The organism is Paenibacillus sp. FSL F4-0122 (genome assembly GCF_038002845.1).
Taxonomy (GTDB): Bacteria; Bacillota; Bacilli; order Paenibacillales; family Paenibacillaceae; genus Paenibacillus_AQ; species Paenibacillus_AQ odorifer.
The window spans coordinates 5,731,628-5,749,702 of sequence record NZ_JBBODI010000001.1; the positions used below are offsets into that span (position 1 = coordinate 5,731,628).

An 18,075-nucleotide genomic window follows, 5' to 3' on the forward strand; every position below is an offset into this window, starting at 1 on the left:
TCCTTTAGCCAAGATCTATTTCAGATCCTAGCTTCACTTATCTCTATATAGCATCAGCAACTTATAAGAGTCAGCAGCTCTGATAGAATAACTCTAAGCTCATGCTCCGTCTGCTCTGACTTCACGGCTTTTTCCAGCTTTGCTCGACTTCCAAATATCCGGTATAGAACCTGCTCCCGTTCATATATTTCTTTAGGCGACACCTCTTGAAGCAGCACTTCTGCTAGCTCGGCCCGATCGATCACGAAGTTTTTGACAGATCTTGCTTCCTCATTTCCTGCTAGCAGAATGTCTACTAGGACTGGTATAAGCTCAGCCTCTACACCGTGCGCATCAATAAAGGCCTCCGCATAACCATCTTGTATCATTTGGTGCTCCGTATCTACCATCTCCATATAACGAGAGACGAGTGAAAAATATTCCTTGCTATACAATCCTAATCCGAGTACAGCATAGGTACCAGGCATGACCGACTTTTCACCCGGATTTGTGTCCTTGTACCACGCAAAGGGCTCCATAGCGATATTCGCATACGCAGCTAGCTTAGGATATAGAGCCGGATATGCGAGTGCACCAGCAAAAAACTGATGAAGACCTGATTTAGCCATTTTTTTTAGAGGAAGATAGTTCTTTTGTTTGCTTTTAAGCTTCAGGTAATATTCCTTCGGGAATCCTTGCTGCAGCAATTCGGTAATGTGATCTAATGCTTCTCCATAAGCTGTTTCCTCCTCGGTCAAAATCCGGACTTCAATGCTCTGGGTTACATCATTATTATCAACTTCAACACGGGTTCCTTTATATACTGGAGTGAATTTCCCGCTTCCCCCCTGAATATACTCCGCTGCGCGTTTTGAACCAAGCTGGACAGCAAGTTTCAAATATTGTTCCCGGATGTCCGGTTTCGTTTTTCCAATTTGCAGAGCGGTATATACAAAAAAGGAAAGTTGATCTGCATTCGGATCCATAAGCGCCATATTCTCTTTAGGTATCCAATCCATTCTAAAGCTGCCTGTACGCACAAAATGGCGAGGAAGAAAAACATTCTGAATCCAATCATCCATAGCCGAAGTATACTGGCCAGTCCATTCGTCTAAGCGTCCCCTATTACTTCTGAGCTTGTCGGACAAACGCTCTATTAATGGGCCAACCGCATTCTCTTCCTGCTTCAAAAGATCAGGATTCATCAAGTGATGAGAAAAGAAAAACTGGTCATCAACACTCGGCAATACCGGAAGATCAGACATGATTTTGGATGTTATAAACTTCTGTAATGATTGGCGGAGTTCGTTCAGCTTCTCTTCGTTTACCAGATGCACGCAAAGCGTTAAGTCTTCGTCCTCCATTTCAAAGGAAAGTACGATCTGGAATCGGTAATCAAAAAAACGAGGACCTAGTTTATCTGATAAAAAAAGCTCCTCCACTCTCTTGCATAATGCCGGGTAAAGTTCAGATCTAATTAATTCATCCGTGAGCTCGGCGATATAAGGACCTGCTTCGATTTCATAAGAGCTGTCCGTCCAATCAAGCGGTTCTTCAACATCAATATGTATTTTTCCTTCACGCCAAGCTACTTGGAGATAATCCTTTATCCCAGCCTGAAGCGGACGATTGCCTATGAATTCATTTATTCTTATAGTCTCTTTGTTATATATGGTCATCATCTCGCTCCACACATCGTTTAAAAACCTCTGTACTGCTGCGTTCATTCCCACTCCTCCTCATAGTTAATGCTAATAGAACTTAGTACTCCTCATGCAGATTGAAGACGGAGCAGCAGTTGATCAACCAGATCTGTCTCTCGCAGCTGGTTGATCCAGCGCTGAGGGATATGCTCATAGCCATATCGGATTCCCGCAAGACCGCCTGTGATACAGGCCGTTGTATCCGTGTCGTTGCCTAAGGCAACTGCTCGTTTGACGGCATTTTCGTAGGAAGTGCAGGTTTGGAGGATCATACATGCACTGAACAAGGAATCCACGACATAACCAGATCCTTCGCCATAGAATACTTTATCAGGCTGAATGTTCTCTTCAAGCTCCCGTTCATGCTCAGGCATCTGCTGGTAGATCTTTCGAAGCTTGCTAAGAGCAGTTCGGTAGCACAGATTGAAGTCTTGCTTTTGCAACAGTTCACGTGCAATTAACACATACAAGGCACAACATACCTGATTACAGATATGTCCATGAGTTACAAGGCATTGAGTATGTGCGTTTTGAACGAGCTGCTCGTCTGTTCCTTTATGCCACAAGGCAAGTGGTAGCACGCGCATCAGCGCTCCATTCCCTTTCCCATCAGGAACCGTATTGCCACTCTCGTAAGGGGACATTCCATGGTAATAAGTAGTCAGCGTACGACTGGTTTGTATCCCAATATCAAAAACTTGTTGGGCTACTGCCCATCTACCTTCGTGATACCAATCGACCAATTTGTCTGCAAAATCAGTTAGCTCCAGTGTACCTTTATCGATCAGACTCTCCAGCAGACATAGTGCCTGCGCACCATCATCCGACCAGGTGCCTGCAGGGACATCTCGGTAGGTGGGCTGAAAGCCCACAGGAGGAGTAAACTCAATATGCTTCAGAGGTGGGAGCTGCTCCGCTGATCTGAATTCATAGGGGACACCAAGAGCATCTCCAATCAATAAGCCGTAAAGCCCACCCTTAATTTTATCCCACATGTTGTATTCTCCTTATCACTAGATATAATTTGGATCAAGTTGCCTACAAATATATAAGCCTACCCTATCAATATTTAAACTGTTTTGCATCATCTAAATAAAAATTGAAAAAATAAGCTTCCAATGAACAATACGATAGTAATCTAAGCCTATTTTGAAATCAATACATAACAAAAGATGAGGCTGTTTTTAAAAATCAACAACCTCATCTTTTTTATGAATCTTTCCCGAATAATTACGTATCTCTACTTAAATAACCAATCAAGTTTTTCTGCGTATTCGCAATTTACTTTAGTCCCAGTAATTAGTTAGGGTGAAGTGCCCGGGCCATCGCATCCATATAGCCCTGAACAGCGCGCTGACTCACTTCTGTTTCTGGAGCGAAAATTTCGAAAAGGTGAAAACAACCGGGATACAGGTGGAATTCAACATCTACACCTGCTTGTGCAAGTCGTGCCACATACTCCATTGTCTCGTCTCGGAATAGATCGAGCTGACCTATACAAGTATAGGCTGGCGGCAAACCTGCCAAGTTCTCCGCTCTCGACGGTACTGCATAAGTAGATTCTCCTCTGCCAACGCTCTCCTCGCCCAGGTACATGTTCCAAGCTGCTATGTTGTCTGTTCGGTTCCAGATTGCGCCTGCTTCTGTAATCTCATGACTGGACGGTGTGATGTTACGGTTGTCAAGCATCGGGTATAATGGCATTTGGAAAATAAGAGAGGGTCCTCCTTTATCACGCGCCATCAGCGCGAGTGCTGCTGTCAGTCCGCCACCACCGCTAGCACCGGCAATTGCAACCCGATTCACATCAATGCCAAGCAAGGCTGCCTCCTCCGTCATCCATACCAATCCAGCATAACAATCTTCGATCGCCGCCGGATAAGGATGCTCGGGAGCAAGCCTATAATCAACCGATACGACAATACATTCAGCTGTCTGAACAAAACGTTCGCATAATTCGTCGTCCATATCCGGATGTCCTAACACGTATCCGCCCCCGTGAATCCATAGCATGGCAGGTAACAAGTCATTCGTTCGCCCGGCAGGTTCATAAATTTTCACCAGCATCTCGCCTCCATCCCTCGGGATTTTGCGACTGGTTGTGTTTACATGCTCTGATCCTTTCACGGATGCAGCTGACACTAAGCTCCTGCTCCACTCTAAATTCTTCTCCAATTCAAACCCAGGAAATTGTGAATAAACCTCTCTTAATTCTGGTAGTATACGTGTTTCATTACTCATGATAATCCCTCCAAATAAAATAATGAATTCGTTCGTTTACGTTTTATTCATAGATAATCCTTATCCCATTTGAGCTTCCCACTTGGCAATTTCCTCTCGTACTCGCGGCGCAACCTCTGTACCGAGCAGTTCTATAGCCCGCATAACCAACTCATGCGGCATCGTACTTAAGGGAACATACATCATGAATCGTGTAATCCCTACATGCTTACGCAGATGGATAATTTTTTGGGCGACTGTTTCCGGATCCCCTACATACAGCGCACCATCAAAGCGTCGGGCAGCATCATAGCTGGAACGATCATAGTACGCCCACCCCCGTTCTTTACCGAGCTTATTCATACCGTACTGGGTAGACGGAAAAAAGAGTTCTGCCGCCTGTTCCGTATCTTCTGCAACAAATCCAATGGAATGTGAACCTACCTGAAGCCGCGAAACATCATGTCCGGCATGAGCTGCCGCCTTTTTATACAGTTGTACAAGCGGCGCAAAATTGGTTGGGTTTCCACCGATAATCGCCAGGACTAATGGCAGACCCAGAAGTCCTGCACGTACGGCAGACTCCTGAGTACCGCCGCTACCAATCCATACGGGTAAAGAGTGCTGAACAGGGCGCGGGTATACACCCAGATTATTTATCGCTGATCGATGTCCTCCACTCCATGTTACTTTCTCAGATTCCCGTATTTTCAGAAGCAGCTCAATGTTTTCATTAAATAAATCCTCATAGTCATGCAGGTCATAACCAAAAAGCGGAAAGGATTCAACAAAGGAACCCCGGCCCGCTATAATCTCGGCACGTCCATTGGATAAGCCGTCCAGCGTGGCAAAATCCTGAAACACACGGACAGGATCAGCTGATGAAAGGACCGTCACAGCACTCGTCAATCGAATCCGCTTTGTTAGGGGGGCCGCAGCAGATAACACCACTGCTGGTGATGAAGCTGCATAATCTTCACGATGATGTTCACCTATGCCAAACACATCTAGTCCTACCTGATCCGCAAGGACGATTTCTTCGACGACTTCACGTAATCGTTGTGCGTGACTCATCACAACTCCGGTCTCAGTATCTGGCTTTGTTTCTATGAACGAAGTAACACCTATTTCCATAGTTAATCTCTCCTTATATTTTCTCTTGCAATTTGTCCGACATCATCGGTGACAACCCAATTTCTTAAGAAGAATGCTCAAGACAACGGATTAAAGCCGTCCAATCCAACTCACCATAACCATTGGCAATTCCCTCAGACAAGTGATGGTGGATAAGCTGACCTAAAGGTAGAGGAGTTTGAACGGACTTCGCTGCCTCAATAGCCAATGCAACATCTTTTAACCCAAGCTTCATTTTAAAACCGGCCGGTTCAAAGCGCTGTTCGCTCATGACCGCTCCATAGTTCTGATATATTGGAGACTGAAAAAGAGCATTTACAACATTCATAAATTGGGACGAATCAATACCGTGCTTTTCTACCATTAGCTGCACTTCCGACAAAGCTTCCAGCATTGAAGCAATTAGAAAGTTAACGCCAATTTTTACAACGTTCCCTTCTTCGCCGTGATCCCCAATCTCTACTATCTCTTGACTCATTGCTGTTAAAATGGGAAGTACCCGTTGTCTTGCTTGTTCCGGACCAGCTAAAATAATACGCAATTTAGCTTCTTTAGCGGCATCTGGGCGCCCCATCACCGTGGCAGACACAAAGTGTTGCTTTCGCTCCGCATGCGAGACGGATAATTTTCGAGCCAGATCTACGCTGATTGTACTGGCAGAGATGTGAATTCCATTTTCCGATAATCCATTCAGAACACCATTCGGTCCCTCGACGACCTCCTTCAAAGCAGCATCATCAGAAAGCATGGTAATTACAAGATTGCCTTCTTTCACTGCCTCTAGCGGTGTTTTGGCATATCGTGCTCCCTGTTTCATTAAGGGTTCAACTTTTTCAGGGGTCCGATTAAAGATGACTAATTCATAACCCGCTTTCAATAGATTTTGGGCCATTGGTAGCCCCATATTTCCAAGCCCAATAAACGATACTTTCATTAGACACCTCTCCTTATTTTGATGGGCTTCTCAATAACGGAATGATCGTTCCGAAATAATCAAAAAAAATATAGTCTAACATATACTCTTCAATTATCACCTTCATAATATGGGAAACATGATAACGGAACGATCGTTCCAAAATAATTAAAAAAAATTAGATTCCTGCAATTACAAAGCTAATCATCTCTTTTGCACGTTCCGGGTGCTGATCTGCTTTGGCCATAATATTTATGCTTTGATGTAAATTCAGCAATAAATAAGATAACACTTTGATATCAGTCGTTTTATCAATTTCTCCCCGTTGCTGGCCCTTTTCTAAAAGGTCACAAAAAGCTTGCTCTAATTCCAAAAAACTAGTCTTTATCAACTCATTAATTTTTTCATCTGGCGACTCCAATGTTGTAGCTACATTCGTAACAAAACATCCGCCCGGCAGGCTGGTATCGTATGCTGAAGCAATGTGATACTCAAAAAATTGAAGAATTCCATCTCTAACGCTTGATGCCAGTTCAAGAATAGCCTGCTTATTGAAATTCCCCTTTTTATAATGCTCAAGGGCATCTGTATACAAGGTTTGCTTGTCGGAAAACGTATCGTAAAGGCTGGATCTGCTAATGCCCATCACTTCTAGTAAATCTGGTATGCTAGCCGCTTCGTATCCTTTTTTCCAAAACAATAGCATGGCTTGATGCAGCGCTTGATCTTTGTTAAATTCTTTTGTCCTAGCGATAAGTAACACCTCCCGTCATTGAAATATAACATATCTGAACTGATCAGTCCAGAAAAAAGTGAGCAGAACTTTCGCTCATGATTCTTTGCGATATTTGTACATTTATTTTCTATTATTAAAATCCTAGACTATGTCATTAATCCAGACTATTCTTTTGATTTATAAAATAAACGGACACTCATATTGGTGTCCGTTCTTAGATGAAATACTTATTCATTGAATTGCTCAAAAACATCTTTTATTCAAACATTAATGTTTGTTGCATATTGATCTAGTTAAATGATCATATCAGCTAGTTCAGAGTTAGGCATCTCGTTTACGGTAAAGTACAATGGCTGCTGTAATAAAGACCAGTGTCCATAACATGGAAATACCTGTCCCTTCCATTGGTGTAAGGACATTTATTTCATCGGAGGAAGGCGGCATAAACATATAATAACCTGCTGTATCTGGAAAAAAATATTTAGTATTGTGTAGAAAATCTTTCGACAATGGACTGACAATGAAGTAATAGCCAAGCAGTACCACTAAAGCAGGAGTAGTTCGTCTTAATAAAGCACCTATAGCTGCACTGAGAAGTGTGGTTAAAGTTAGATAGCCTGTTGCACCTGCTAATGATTTTTTCATTTCGTCTATTCCAATCACTACTGCTGTGTCTTTCATCATGATAAAGGTATATAGTACACCTGATGCAATAGTAATAGACGCCGCAGGAATGGTTATAATGGTCAAGGCCAAATACTTGGTAGATAATTGAAACCCACGCCAAGGTACCGTAGTTAGAGTAGTTCGAATCTGTCCCCCTGTATACTCCGAACAAGTAGCTAATATACCAAGAATAATGAACCCTGCTTGTAGATATCCCATAGAAGCAAGTTCTGTATTCAGTATATTTTGCGTTCCTGCTGCCCCTTGTAGACCAACAGAAGTAAAAGCTGCGGCTAAACCTAAATTAAGAAGGAATGTAACCAAAAGAGTGAGCCATATCAATGGTAATGTAACTAATTTATCCAGTTCAGCACCAAGGATTTGTGTTATCTTTCTACTAGATGAGACACTCATGCTGCTACATCCCTCCTATGGAATACAACAGCTGCAACAATGAAAACAACGACTACCCAGGCAAACATGACTAAACCGCCTGTGAAGGGGGTGTGAAACCCGTCGAATAAACTGCCTGTGGACGTGTTGTCCGTAAACATAAACATTTCAGCGCCAGCCCTATCTGGTAAGTAAAACGCCAACTTTGTAACCCTATACAACAGGACACTAAATGATACAACGGATGAATTTATTATGAGCACAGCAAGCGGGATGATGCCATTCTTAGTTAGAAAAGTAATCCCAAGTGCTAGAAGAGCAGTGAATGTCCAGTAACAAACTGCACCGATAAGTCTGGACCATTCAAATGCAGGGGCATATTCACCAAGAATAAGATGCGTTGCTGACACAGTTGTCATAATAGCAGCAATACAAAGCAGTATGCTGATCACAGTCACAGCGCATGCTTTTGCCAGCAAAAAATGAATTCGGGATGAAACAACAGTTAAACTCGTTGTAATCTGTTGTCCTCCACCAGATTCACTGCTCTCTGTCAAATACTCACTGCTGACAGCTAGCACACCAAGAATAATAACACCTTGCACACCAAGAGCTAACCCGATATAGCCAACTTCCGATAGCCGTGTGCTAACTCCAGCTATAATCTCCTCTTTTTGTGCTATGCTGTCCAAAGCAGCAATGGCCGCCGGAGCAAATGCTCCAATAAGTAAGGCTAGCCAAATGCCTGGCAGGGAGATCAATTTAGATAGTTCCGCGTTGAATGCCCTCATACAACATCACCTGCATTTTCAGATGTCAGGGCAAAAAAGGCTTCCTCTAGCGTGGAATAGTTACCTATTACTTCTTCCAAAGTTCCATCTGCAACGATGGTTCCATGCTTAATAATCACCACATCATCAACCGTCTCTGCAAGCTCTCCCATTAGATGACTGGATAATAACACCGTATTTCCAGACTTAGCACGTTCACGTAAAAATGTCCGAATCCAACGAATTCCTTCTGGGTCGAGCCCGTTTACGGGCTCATCTAAAATCAATATTTTTGGATCACCAAGCAGCGCAGCTGCAATTCCAAGTCTTCTCCCCATACCAAGAGAATACTTCCCAACTCTTTTTCCAGCGGCATTAGTAAGACCTACTATTTCCAAAACTTCCTCGACACGTGAGTTAGACAATCCTGCGGCACGAGCAATCCAACGCAAGTGTGCCCGTCCTGTTCGCATACGATGAGCTCCAAATCCATCAAGTGCGGCACCTACTGTTGCTAGAGGATTATGTAGTTCTGCGAATGGCTTTCCATTGATTAGCGCACTCCCTGAGGTGGCACGATCTAACCCAAGCAGGATACGAAGCGTAGAGCTTTTACCTGCCCCATTTGGACCTAAAAAACCAGTTACTCTACCAGGTCTAGCTTTAAAACTGATACCTGATAAGATTTCCCCAGTTCCGCGATGTTTGACTAAGTTATTAATTGTAAGCAACCATAACACTTCCCTTCTGTTATGGTTCTAATTATAAAGAAGCAAAGTTACATCTCGGTTATCCTGCTATTTACTTCTGGGTTAACTTTAGGTTAAGCTCTCTCTACCAATAGCTACTCTTGTGCCATCTTCATTTGATGTAAAGTCAGCTTTCAGTTTCATTTTTTTTAACATATAATTTGAAGTCGATAAACCAATCCCCGCCCCACGCTCATAGGATGAGTTATCCATACCTGGACCTCTGTCTGCAACAATGATCTGTTCTTTTTCTACATCAACCCCAATGCTTACATATTTCCCCTCTGCTGCATGTCGAAGAATATTCTGAAATAAATTATCAAGAACCCGTGTCATCCATTTAGGATCTGCTTCCCAATAAAAAGTCGCCTCTGTCGGTAAATCAACCTCGATCTGGATTTCTTTTTCTTCAAATACAGGATACCACGCAGCAACAGATGCTCTTACTAAACGTCCAATATCTGTTGAAGTGGGCTCAAAAGGATGTTTTCCTGATGTAAGCAATGTATAGGAAAGTAAATCATCCATTAGATCTCCGACTCTAGTAATCGTATGGTTCATCTCTGATAATGAGTTTTGTCCTTCTAGACTCAATGATTCTTTATTTAATCGGGTGACATGTCCTCTCAAAATGGTAAGCGGTGTTCGTAAGTCGTGAGATAAATTCGCGATGAGTCGATGTCGTAACAATTCCTCTTCATGTTCTCGCTTGCGACTGTCTTCAAGCTGTTGAATCATCCAATTAAAAGAACTGCCTAACTGGTCTATTTCATCCATACGATCACTTTGAACAACTATTGGTTTAGGAAATGAATTATGATTAGCGGAAAATGACATGACATCCTGTAAGCGGTTAAGACGTTTACGAAGTCTCAAGAAGAAAATCCAAGAGATTACCACAAATGCGACAATAATAAAACCAAACAAAAGAAGTACAACGTAAAAATAATTTAACTCATTCAGCTCTTCTTCATTAAAAGGAGACTCAATGAACGCAGATAAGAAAATAAGTATGATCGGAGGTAAAAAGATAAATAGAAAATGTCCTTTTAGAAAACGACGAAATAATGATTTAGTCTGTTTCATAGTTTCACCCGATAGCCTATTCCCTTCAACGTTTCAATAATCTCTGGGGAGTCTGGATGACGTTCCAGCTTTTGACGCAGTCGATGAATATGTACCATTAATGTTTTATCACCTGTGATATAAGCTTCTTCCCAAATGGCTTCATAAATTTGTTCTTTTGGTAAAACTTGATTAGGGTGGCGTAAGAAGTACATCAAAATATGATGTTGTTTCCCTGTCAATATAATTTCTTCTCCTGTGTGTTTGTCAAATACCATTTGAACTTCTGGATCTACTTCAATATATTTCCCTAATGAAATACGTTCGGAATGTGTTCCGCCCTTTCGACGGATTAGTACTTCTAATCTTGCCACTAATTCATCCGTATGGAATGGTTTCGTTAAATAGTCATCAGCAAATTGTAACCCTTCTACCTTATCATCTATCGATGTTCGAGCAGTTAACAGCAAAATAGGAACAGCAGGAGCTGCCTTTTTTAATCGTTTTCCCACAGTAAATCCATCTAAACCGGGTAACATAATATCCAAAATAACAATTTTATGCTGATTTACTACTTTTTCAGCTCCTTCACCAGAAAGCAGCCACTGTACTGAAAATCCTCGTTGTTCCAATTCTTCCTTTACCCAACTGCCTATCTTCTCATTGTCTTCAATATATAACACGTTTCTTTTCAAGTAACATCCCTCTCTCAAAATCGAGTTCACTATTAGACAGATTAACACAATCTAAAGAATTGTTTCCAGTTAAGACAATTTTATTGTTCGTGCGGACTTTCACCGCCAAGTTATCGTCCATGCCGGGCGCACACTAGAAAACCCTCTAACATAGCAGTGCATGTTAGAGGGTTTCGAGCGTAGCTGCTAATTTTAGGAAATACTACTTCATGATACTAATAGATTTCGAAGTATTATCGAAGAATAGATTTGCACCAAAATACTCAGCAATGAAACGTAATGGGAGCATAGTACGACCGTTTACAAGTTCAGCTGCTACATCCATTCCTGGTGCAAGTTCACCGATCTTAATCGACAAAGTCTGACCTTTCAAGGTAATCATTACGGTTTTCGTAACGTTATCCCAGCTTACATTTGCTCCTAAGCTCTCGGCAACGAAGCGCAGTGGGACTAACGTTCTGCCTTTAACTACCATCGAAGCAACATCCATACTCATTTCGATTCCGTTTAATTTATACCCTGTCTTCCCTAAAGTGAATTCCAATTTCACAGGTTCAGGCTTGGCTGTAACGAAGATATAGCCTAGTCCTTTTGCCTTGAAGGTAAATTTACCTGTCTCATGGTCATAGTTGCCGCCTAAACGCTCCATGTTACCGTTCAATCGAAGCATGACACCGCATAAGATGCTAAGATCGTTTGTCGACAACTTCTCTTTTGACAGATCGAAGGTTACGGGTATAAGCCCTGTATAATCCGTTATTTCCCGGCCATCCACGAAGATCTTTAATTCATATCTCCGCCCTATAGCTCCGTCTCTTTCATCTACAGGTTTAATGACAACCTTCATCCGCTTTCCTGTATTCAATTGCTTCAACAATTCAGCGGACAATTCCACAGATAAGGTGTCATTCGTAACGATTAGCGGTTTGTCAGCTTTAATAATCGCACCGATCGTTTCGCTTTGAACTTCAAGCTCATCTTTTCCGGCTGACATCGTCAATGCAATGGAATTGCCCTTCTTCAGCTGCTCTTTGATTGTAGCATCCATACGATCCGCTACTGATAACTCTGGCGAAGGAGCCGGCGTACTGCTGTGGCCATTTGAATTGCCGCCATTGTTATTGCCATTATTGCCACCACTGTCATTTGTAGTAATTACAATAGTTAACTCTATCGTATCCATGCCAGCATGATTGGAAGCCGTAATACTGAATTTGTAAGTTCCCGCCTCAGTAGGCACGCCTGAAATAACACCCGTAGCTCCTTCTAAATTCAACCCAAAAGGTAAATAATTATCGCTTACTGTCCAAGTAATCGGTTCGTCGCCGTATACTGCTAATGTTACCGTATACGGTTGTCCAACTTTGCCGTTTGGCAAATTCTTAGTGATAATCTCCGGAGCTGTAACAACTGGCTTATCCTCTTTAATCTCGATGCTCAATACTCGCTCATCTATACCAAAGTCATTCGTTGCTGCAACAGTGAATTCGTAATATCCTGTCTCTTGAGGCGTACCCGAGATAACGCCTGTTGCTTCATCTAGGTTCAAATCTACTGGAAAATCTCCTCCCTGGACCTTCCAAGTAATCGGTTCGCTGCCATATACCGCTAGTGTTATCGTATACGGTTGTCCAACTTTGCCGTTTGGCAAATTCTTAGTGATAATCCCCGGAGCTGTGTCAACTGAGACATCTTCAGTGATCACTATATTGAACGGTTTTGTGTCACTGCCTGCGTCATTATTTGCTTGAACTTTGAACGTAAATTGACCCCACTGATCCGGTGTACCAGAGATAACACCTGCATCTTCATCCAAGCTCAATCCTGATGGTAATTGACCCTCTACAACGGCCCATTTGATCGGCTTATCGCCTTCAGTCGTAAGAACTGCCGAATAAGGTTGTCCGACCTTGCCATCCGCAAGCGAATTCGTCGTAATCGTTGGTGCCGTACCTGCGTCTTCAACCCATTTCGCATATAATCCAATATCCCTTGTAACAGGATCAGCAACGAAATTCCAGGCATCGTTTAATCCTGTATCTTGATACCATCCGCCGAAAACAGTCTTTTCTTTTGTCGGCGCTGTTGGCTCGGTAATTGTCCCGCCCATATCAGCGAACTTCATCGCAACTTCGCTGCCACCATTGGAATCAAAAGTTACCGCATAAGGGTTGTGCGCGCCGATGGAAGGCGTTCTTCCGCTAAGTGGATTGCCGAAGAAGTCTGTTCTCTCCGTCATATGAGGCAGAGCGTTCGCCCGATCCACATATGGGCTTACAATCTCGGCACCTGCACCATAGGCCAGGTTATTACCATCAGCAAGACGGAACCCGTTCATCGCACTGTAATCAAGCTTGGCATCCACTGTTCCGCTGTTGGTAATCCAATGTTCCGGCGCAGATTTATAATCATTTAATATAGAATTTAGTTCCTCTTCCGTTACATAGCGGTTGTCTGTTGCTGTTACGCCTGCACCTAGATATCCGCCTCCACCTGCGTTCATGCTGCCAAAAAGATTAGCCGGATATACAATGTTGTTCGTAAAACGTCCGGCTGCAAATGGAGCTGATGTTCCCCCGCCTTTCAGACCAACCTGGTTGTTTGCCCCAGTGTAGGCAAATATATTATTTTGGAAATAAATGTGCAAGTTGGAGGCTGTCGGGTCAAATACTAAAGAACTGCTATTCTTCAATGGCGTGACGATAACATTGTTATAGTATAAGCCACTTAATTCCTCGCTCGTTGAAGAACCTCCTGCAAGCAATATTAGACTGTTAAAGCTCTTGTTAAAATCGGGGCTGCGGCCGTCGTTCACGCTAATATTATAGCGAACGATATTGCCCTTGGCAGCGTTCATCTGTAAGTACCAACCACCATAGTTATTTCGGCTGTAATTGTATTCATACACATTGTCCTGACAATAGTTGTCAATGTCCCAAGCCATACCGTCATTACTTGCATGATAAGGGTTATCCACAGCTTCATTATAGCGGAAGATGGTGCCTTTACTTGCCATAATCCACGCTGCTGCATAGTTTTGCGAACCTAGATATGTTGGTGTTGTATTATTTGGACCCCAGTTCGTAACCAGATTGCCGCTCTTATCGCTTAAATAGCTATAACCGTTGTCTGTGACCACATTTCGTTCCACAAGGGAGTTGTTCCCGCCGGACATGACAATGCCATCTCCAACCGAACTAGAAACCCAGTTGTTTCTAAACACAGCGTTGGATGCCCAAGGATAGCTTGAGTTACTCCAAGTAATGCCTGTGTTATTAGTCCCTGGATTGCTTGGCCCGTAGGCATTATTGCGAATACCTTCGTTATCACAACGAAGGGTTTTGTTGCCTTCAACCAATATATCTATATAACCATTAATAATGATGCCGCCGGATACCTTACTTGCTCCATTTGCTTGGTGCAGCCCATTAACATCATGAACATAGTTATCTCGAATGACGATTCCTTGCATACGAGCATCAGCATAATCTTGAATATTAAACTGACCTTGTCCCAGCTTGGAAATCCGTGACATTACAGCGATACCGGAACGGCCGTCACCTGCCGCATTGCCGATGTTCGTTACTTCAATTCCACTGACAGTCCAATAGTTAACGTCATATAACTCAATGGTACCGTTTAAGGAAATGCCAGATGGGCTCGACGCTGTTCCTCCACCATTAATTACCGGGCGTTGGTTAGGGTCGGTCGTATTATATTTTGTAAGCGTAATCGGATTTCCTTCCTCACCATTGCCACGCAGTCTGATTTGTTCATTCCATACGCTATTCGCATCCAGATAAATAGTTGAACCTGGCATAAATACATATTCATTAATTTTGGAGATTGATTTCCATGCTGTAGCCGGTGTGCGTCCATCTGCATGATCGTCACCGTTATTGGAGAAATAATAATCACGGACTTCAAGGGGTACAATGTTCAACTCGAATGTGATTTCGGCAGGATACAGATCAAGTCTAACGGTATATTTCCCCGGTACGATATTATTTCTTGCGAATGATTCTTTGTTAATTTTCAATACATTACCGCTAACCGTATAATCCACATCCCGCTGCAGTGTTACAGCGCCGATCTCCACTCCAGCTAGATCTGCTAAATCAGGATTTACGGTGATATTATAGTCGTCCAGACCCATAACATATGTGCTGTCTTCCAAGTGGCTATACTCTTTGGGCAAAAGCTTTAGCGTAATAGAAGATGTTCCGGTTTGGGCTGTTATTCCACTATCGATAACATATACGTCATCGATAAAGTGCCTGTTCTGTATATCCTTAACCGTTCCAGCCTTGTTGCCCCAGTTCGTAGCAAGCTGCAATGCATCGATCTTGGAAATATTGTTCTTAACTGGAGTATCAAAATTTCCGCCAGCTGTTGTTTGCCTTTGAATGTCTTGTCCATCGATTTTATAGGTTGTTCCTGTTGATGTAACGAACCATTGAAATTTATGCCAGCCTTCACTTCGCTGGACATCTACAGGATAGAATCTCCCGGATGAACCAGGTCTGACTGCGTAATTGGTCAGATTTGCCGTCCAGTCACCATCTCCATTGCCATAATTTATTGCGATATGTTCATTGGACGATGGGGTTAAGCCAAAGACAGCGTGGTCATTGGAAGCCGCTCTGCCATCATCATAGTACCAAGCAGTAACGATTGTTGTCTTACCGGTTGCAGGGGCGTAATTATAGGTACCTGGAACAGTCGCCACCTGACCGGCGCCGCTTGATGTCGCGGCCTTTCCTCCGGTACGGGACATCACATCGCTGTGAATATATCCGTTCGCACCATTTGAAAATTTCTTCTCCCCTTCAAATCCATCGTAAAATTTAGTGTCAGCCTTATTGAAGTAATCAACGCTCACATGTACAGTAACTTCTTCGTTCCCTGTCGGAATATAACCTTTCTTAACCGTCACGAATCCGGCATCATCAACTTCAATCTTATTCTTGTCTTGATCCGCCGGACTGAAGCTGATGTTATCAGCAACGAACACATCAGCTGTGTCAACAATTAACCGCGTTCTATCCCCTGCCCGTAATGTATCGTTCTGGCGAATTAGCACAATGTTCGCTGAATATTGTGCACTCTCCCCTGATTCATCAGAGTCCAAGAATCGTGACGTTGCATTGCCGTTTGCCTTTACTTTAAAGGTATCGTTTAAAGTCGGAGACAAAGCCGTATCATTGCTTGTCGCTGCAATCGGGCTTCCATTAACCACTCCATTACTGAAGAGTTGAACCGAATAGGCAGATGCGTTAGCGACGCGATCCCATGTAGCGTATGTGCCGTTCCATCTGGCATTTGCCGGTGAAGGCAATTTCTCGATTTTCAATATTCCGGATGCTGCAACTTCTTCACTGATATCTCCCGCATTATTTATGACAATAGCTGTAACAGTGTAGTTGCCCACTCCCAGTGCCCTTGCATAGGGCAGAACATGATGCCTTTCATGATTGTTAGGCTGGTCGGGCCCCCCATTTTTCGATAAATAATAACCAACAGGTCCACCGTCTTTGAACAGTGTTACAAGGGTATCGCCGTAATTGGAAGCGCCATTATAAATACCCGTATCCGAGTCAAGCGTTGGATTAATTGGTGCATTCACCTGCGTATTGGTGGTTATCAACAACGGTACAGCATGGGATTTCACCACAACTCCCTCTGCCGAGGACACTTCGCAATAATAAAAATTGCCTTGTTGTGAAGCTGCGTCCACATTGGAAAGTGTTAATACTGCCTTATCAGCTCCGCTGACTTTTGTCCCGCTCAAGCCAGTTTCGTCATCAGATACATACCATTGATAAGCAGTAGCAGCGGCTGATGCCGTAATGCTAAATGTTGCTGTCTCACTTTGTTTCACTTCTGCCCTTGTTGGCTGAGTGATTATTTCTAAATTTGGCAATCCGCCGGGAGGTACCAAATTCACTGTTAATGTTCTGGTACCTGTTGTTGTAGCCACATCTTTTACAACATAAAAATCGTCAATTAGATGTTTATTTTTAATATAAGCTTTGTTCCCTGACTGGCTATTCCATCCTCCAGCTATTTTAGGCTGAATGGTTGTACCACTCTTCATAGCTTTGTAAATATCACTTTGCGCTGAATCGGATATTAATGTTCCGTCTATTTGTAACGTCGCACCATTCGGTGTAATAAGCCACTCGAATTTATGCCAGCCTGTGGAACGTAAAGCCCCGCTATCTTTCCAACGGTTGCCTGCTGTACCCGCTGATGATGGTTCATAAGCCCAAGAATATTTCGTCGGGTTATGAATAACATCAGCCTCTGAACTTTGATAGAATGTCCCGGCAAAGGTGGCATTTTTGCCATCTACAATAGCAAATTGCGTTCTATCCGTCGCAGTCTTCTCCTCATTAGGATACGGGTCAAAATACCATGCCGTCATCTTATAATTGCTGCCAGCCGGCAATGCCACGTCTTGGGCTACCTTTTCATTATTCGTATCATCCGAAGGTGTAATCGCTTTCAATCCAGAGCGGGACTGTGCATCGGACAGCGTGAATGACGAGCCTAATTTGCTCATAGATGTCATCGGACCATTGTTGTTCTCGAAGTCCTCCATGAATAACACTTCTGAGTCAGGGTAATAACCTGCCGTGGCCGTGATTGTCACCGGGACGCCCGGGGCACCTGGCGACGCAAATGTATAACCGTTAGATAAAGTAATGTTACCCTGATTATTAACAGTTAAAAGATGCGAATTGCTGGAATCATAACTTACCTCGTCAATAACCGGTCCTTTAACCAGACTGCTTAAAGGCGAACCTTTATAGGAAAGATTTACCCTGCCTGCCTGACCTGCGGCTTGTGTCAATTCTAGTACAACGGAGTCAAAAGATTCGCCCCCTCCCGCAGCTAATACTTCAGATGAAGGCGCCAAGCCGAACAGACCAGGGAATGCCAACGTTGTTGCCGTAACTATCGACAAAGCTTTTTGCATCCATTTCGATCGTATCATTCCAAAATTTCCTCCCTTTGAAATTAATAAATTTATACTTTATAAAAAATCT

At 43.1% G+C, this 18,075-nt stretch carries 12 protein-coding genes; all 12 read right to left on the minus strand.

What is annotated here, in order from left to right; genetic code table 11:
• Window positions 1-53: 53 nt before the first annotated feature.
• Complete coding sequence (locus MHH49_RS25115) at window positions 54-1,706, minus strand: DUF6138 family protein (protein WP_341138582.1); 1,653 nt, start codon at window positions 1,704-1,706, stop codon at window positions 54-56.
• A 44-nt stretch (window positions 1,707-1,750) separates the two neighbouring features.
• Window positions 1,751-2,677, minus strand: a complete 927-nt coding sequence (locus MHH49_RS25120; RefSeq protein WP_036677031.1) for an ADP-ribosylglycohydrolase family protein — start codon at window positions 2,675-2,677, stop codon at window positions 1,751-1,753.
• A gap of 304 nt (window positions 2,678-2,981) precedes the next feature.
• A complete protein-coding gene (locus tag MHH49_RS25125; protein ID WP_036677034.1) occupies window positions 2,982-3,923 on the minus strand; it encodes an alpha/beta hydrolase in 942 nt (313 codons plus the stop codon).
• A gap of 60 nt (window positions 3,924-3,983) precedes the next feature.
• Window positions 3,984-5,036, minus strand: a complete 1,053-nt coding sequence (locus tag MHH49_RS25130) for an LLM class flavin-dependent oxidoreductase (RefSeq protein ID WP_036677037.1) — start codon at window positions 5,034-5,036, stop codon at window positions 3,984-3,986.
• Between the two features lie 64 nt (window positions 5,037-5,100).
• A complete protein-coding gene (locus MHH49_RS25135; RefSeq protein ID WP_076099115.1) occupies window positions 5,101-5,970 on the minus strand; it encodes an NAD(P)-dependent oxidoreductase in 870 nt (289 codons plus the stop codon).
• Between the two features lie 157 nt (window positions 5,971-6,127).
• A complete protein-coding gene (locus MHH49_RS25140; RefSeq protein WP_256715942.1) occupies window positions 6,128-6,712 on the minus strand; it encodes a TetR/AcrR family transcriptional regulator in 585 nt (194 codons plus the stop codon).
• A 294-nt stretch (window positions 6,713-7,006) separates the two neighbouring features.
• Window positions 7,007-7,765 (minus strand): ABC transporter permease, encoded by a 759-nt coding sequence (locus MHH49_RS25145; RefSeq protein ID WP_076099116.1) that lies wholly within the window; start codon window positions 7,763-7,765, stop codon window positions 7,007-7,009.
• Window positions 7,762-8,535: an ABC transporter permease gene (locus tag MHH49_RS25150; RefSeq protein WP_076099117.1), complete on the minus strand. Its 774-nt coding sequence runs from the start codon at window positions 8,533-8,535 to the stop codon at window positions 7,762-7,764. Before MHH49_RS25150 ends, MHH49_RS25145 begins: the two co-directional genes overlap by 4 nt.
• The gene (locus tag MHH49_RS25155) at window positions 8,532-9,245 is read right to left on the minus strand and encodes an ABC transporter ATP-binding protein (protein WP_076223719.1); all 714 of its coding nucleotides are present in this window, start codon (window positions 9,243-9,245) and stop codon (window positions 8,532-8,534) included. Before MHH49_RS25155 ends, MHH49_RS25150 begins: the two co-directional genes overlap by 4 nt.
• A gap of 87 nt (window positions 9,246-9,332) precedes the next feature.
• On the minus strand, window positions 9,333-10,349 hold the full coding sequence (locus MHH49_RS25160) for a sensor histidine kinase (protein ID WP_341138583.1): 1,017 nt from the start codon (window positions 10,347-10,349) through the stop codon (window positions 9,333-9,335).
• Window positions 10,346-11,023: a response regulator transcription factor gene (locus tag MHH49_RS25165; RefSeq protein ID WP_341138584.1), complete on the minus strand. Its 678-nt coding sequence runs from the start codon at window positions 11,021-11,023 to the stop codon at window positions 10,346-10,348. The genes MHH49_RS25160 and MHH49_RS25165 overlap by 4 nt, the downstream gene beginning before the upstream one ends.
• Window positions 11,024-11,225: 202 nt before the next feature.
• Complete coding sequence (locus tag MHH49_RS25170; protein ID WP_341138585.1) at window positions 11,226-18,023, minus strand: putative Ig domain-containing protein; 6,798 nt, start codon at window positions 18,021-18,023, stop codon at window positions 11,226-11,228.
• Window positions 18,024-18,075 lie beyond the last annotated feature (52 nt).

What these genes read in the sequence shown, in the direction of transcription:
- MHH49_RS25115 (WP_341138582.1), bottom strand. Translation starts at nt 1,706, where the DNA reads ATGAACGCAGCAGTACAGAGGTTTTTAAACGATGTGTGGAGCGAGATG.
- MHH49_RS25120 (WP_036677031.1), bottom strand. Translation starts at nt 2,677, where the DNA reads ATGTGGGATAAAATTAAGGGTGGGCTTTACGGCTTATTGATTGGAGAT.
- MHH49_RS25125 (WP_036677034.1), bottom strand. Translation starts at nt 3,923, where the DNA reads ATGAGTAATGAAACACGTATACTACCAGAATTAAGAGAGGTTTATTCA.
- MHH49_RS25130 (WP_036677037.1), bottom strand. Translation starts at nt 5,036, where the DNA reads ATGGAAATAGGTGTTACTTCGTTCATAGAAACAAAGCCAGATACTGAG.
- MHH49_RS25135 (WP_076099115.1), bottom strand. Translation starts at nt 5,970, where the DNA reads ATGAAAGTATCGTTTATTGGGCTTGGAAATATGGGGCTACCAATGGCC.
- MHH49_RS25145 (WP_076099116.1), bottom strand. Translation starts at nt 7,765, where the DNA reads ATGAGTGTCTCATCTAGTAGAAAGATAACACAAATCCTTGGTGCTGAA.
- MHH49_RS25150 (WP_076099117.1), bottom strand. Translation starts at nt 8,535, where the DNA reads ATGAGGGCATTCAACGCGGAACTATCTAAATTGATCTCCCTGCCAGGC.
- MHH49_RS25160 (WP_341138583.1), bottom strand. Translation starts at nt 10,349, where the DNA reads ATGAAACAGACTAAATCATTATTTCGTCGTTTTCTAAAAGGACATTTT.
- MHH49_RS25170 (WP_341138585.1), bottom strand. Translation starts at nt 18,023, where the DNA reads ATGATACGATCGAAATGGATGCAAAAAGCTTTGTCGATAGTTACGGCA.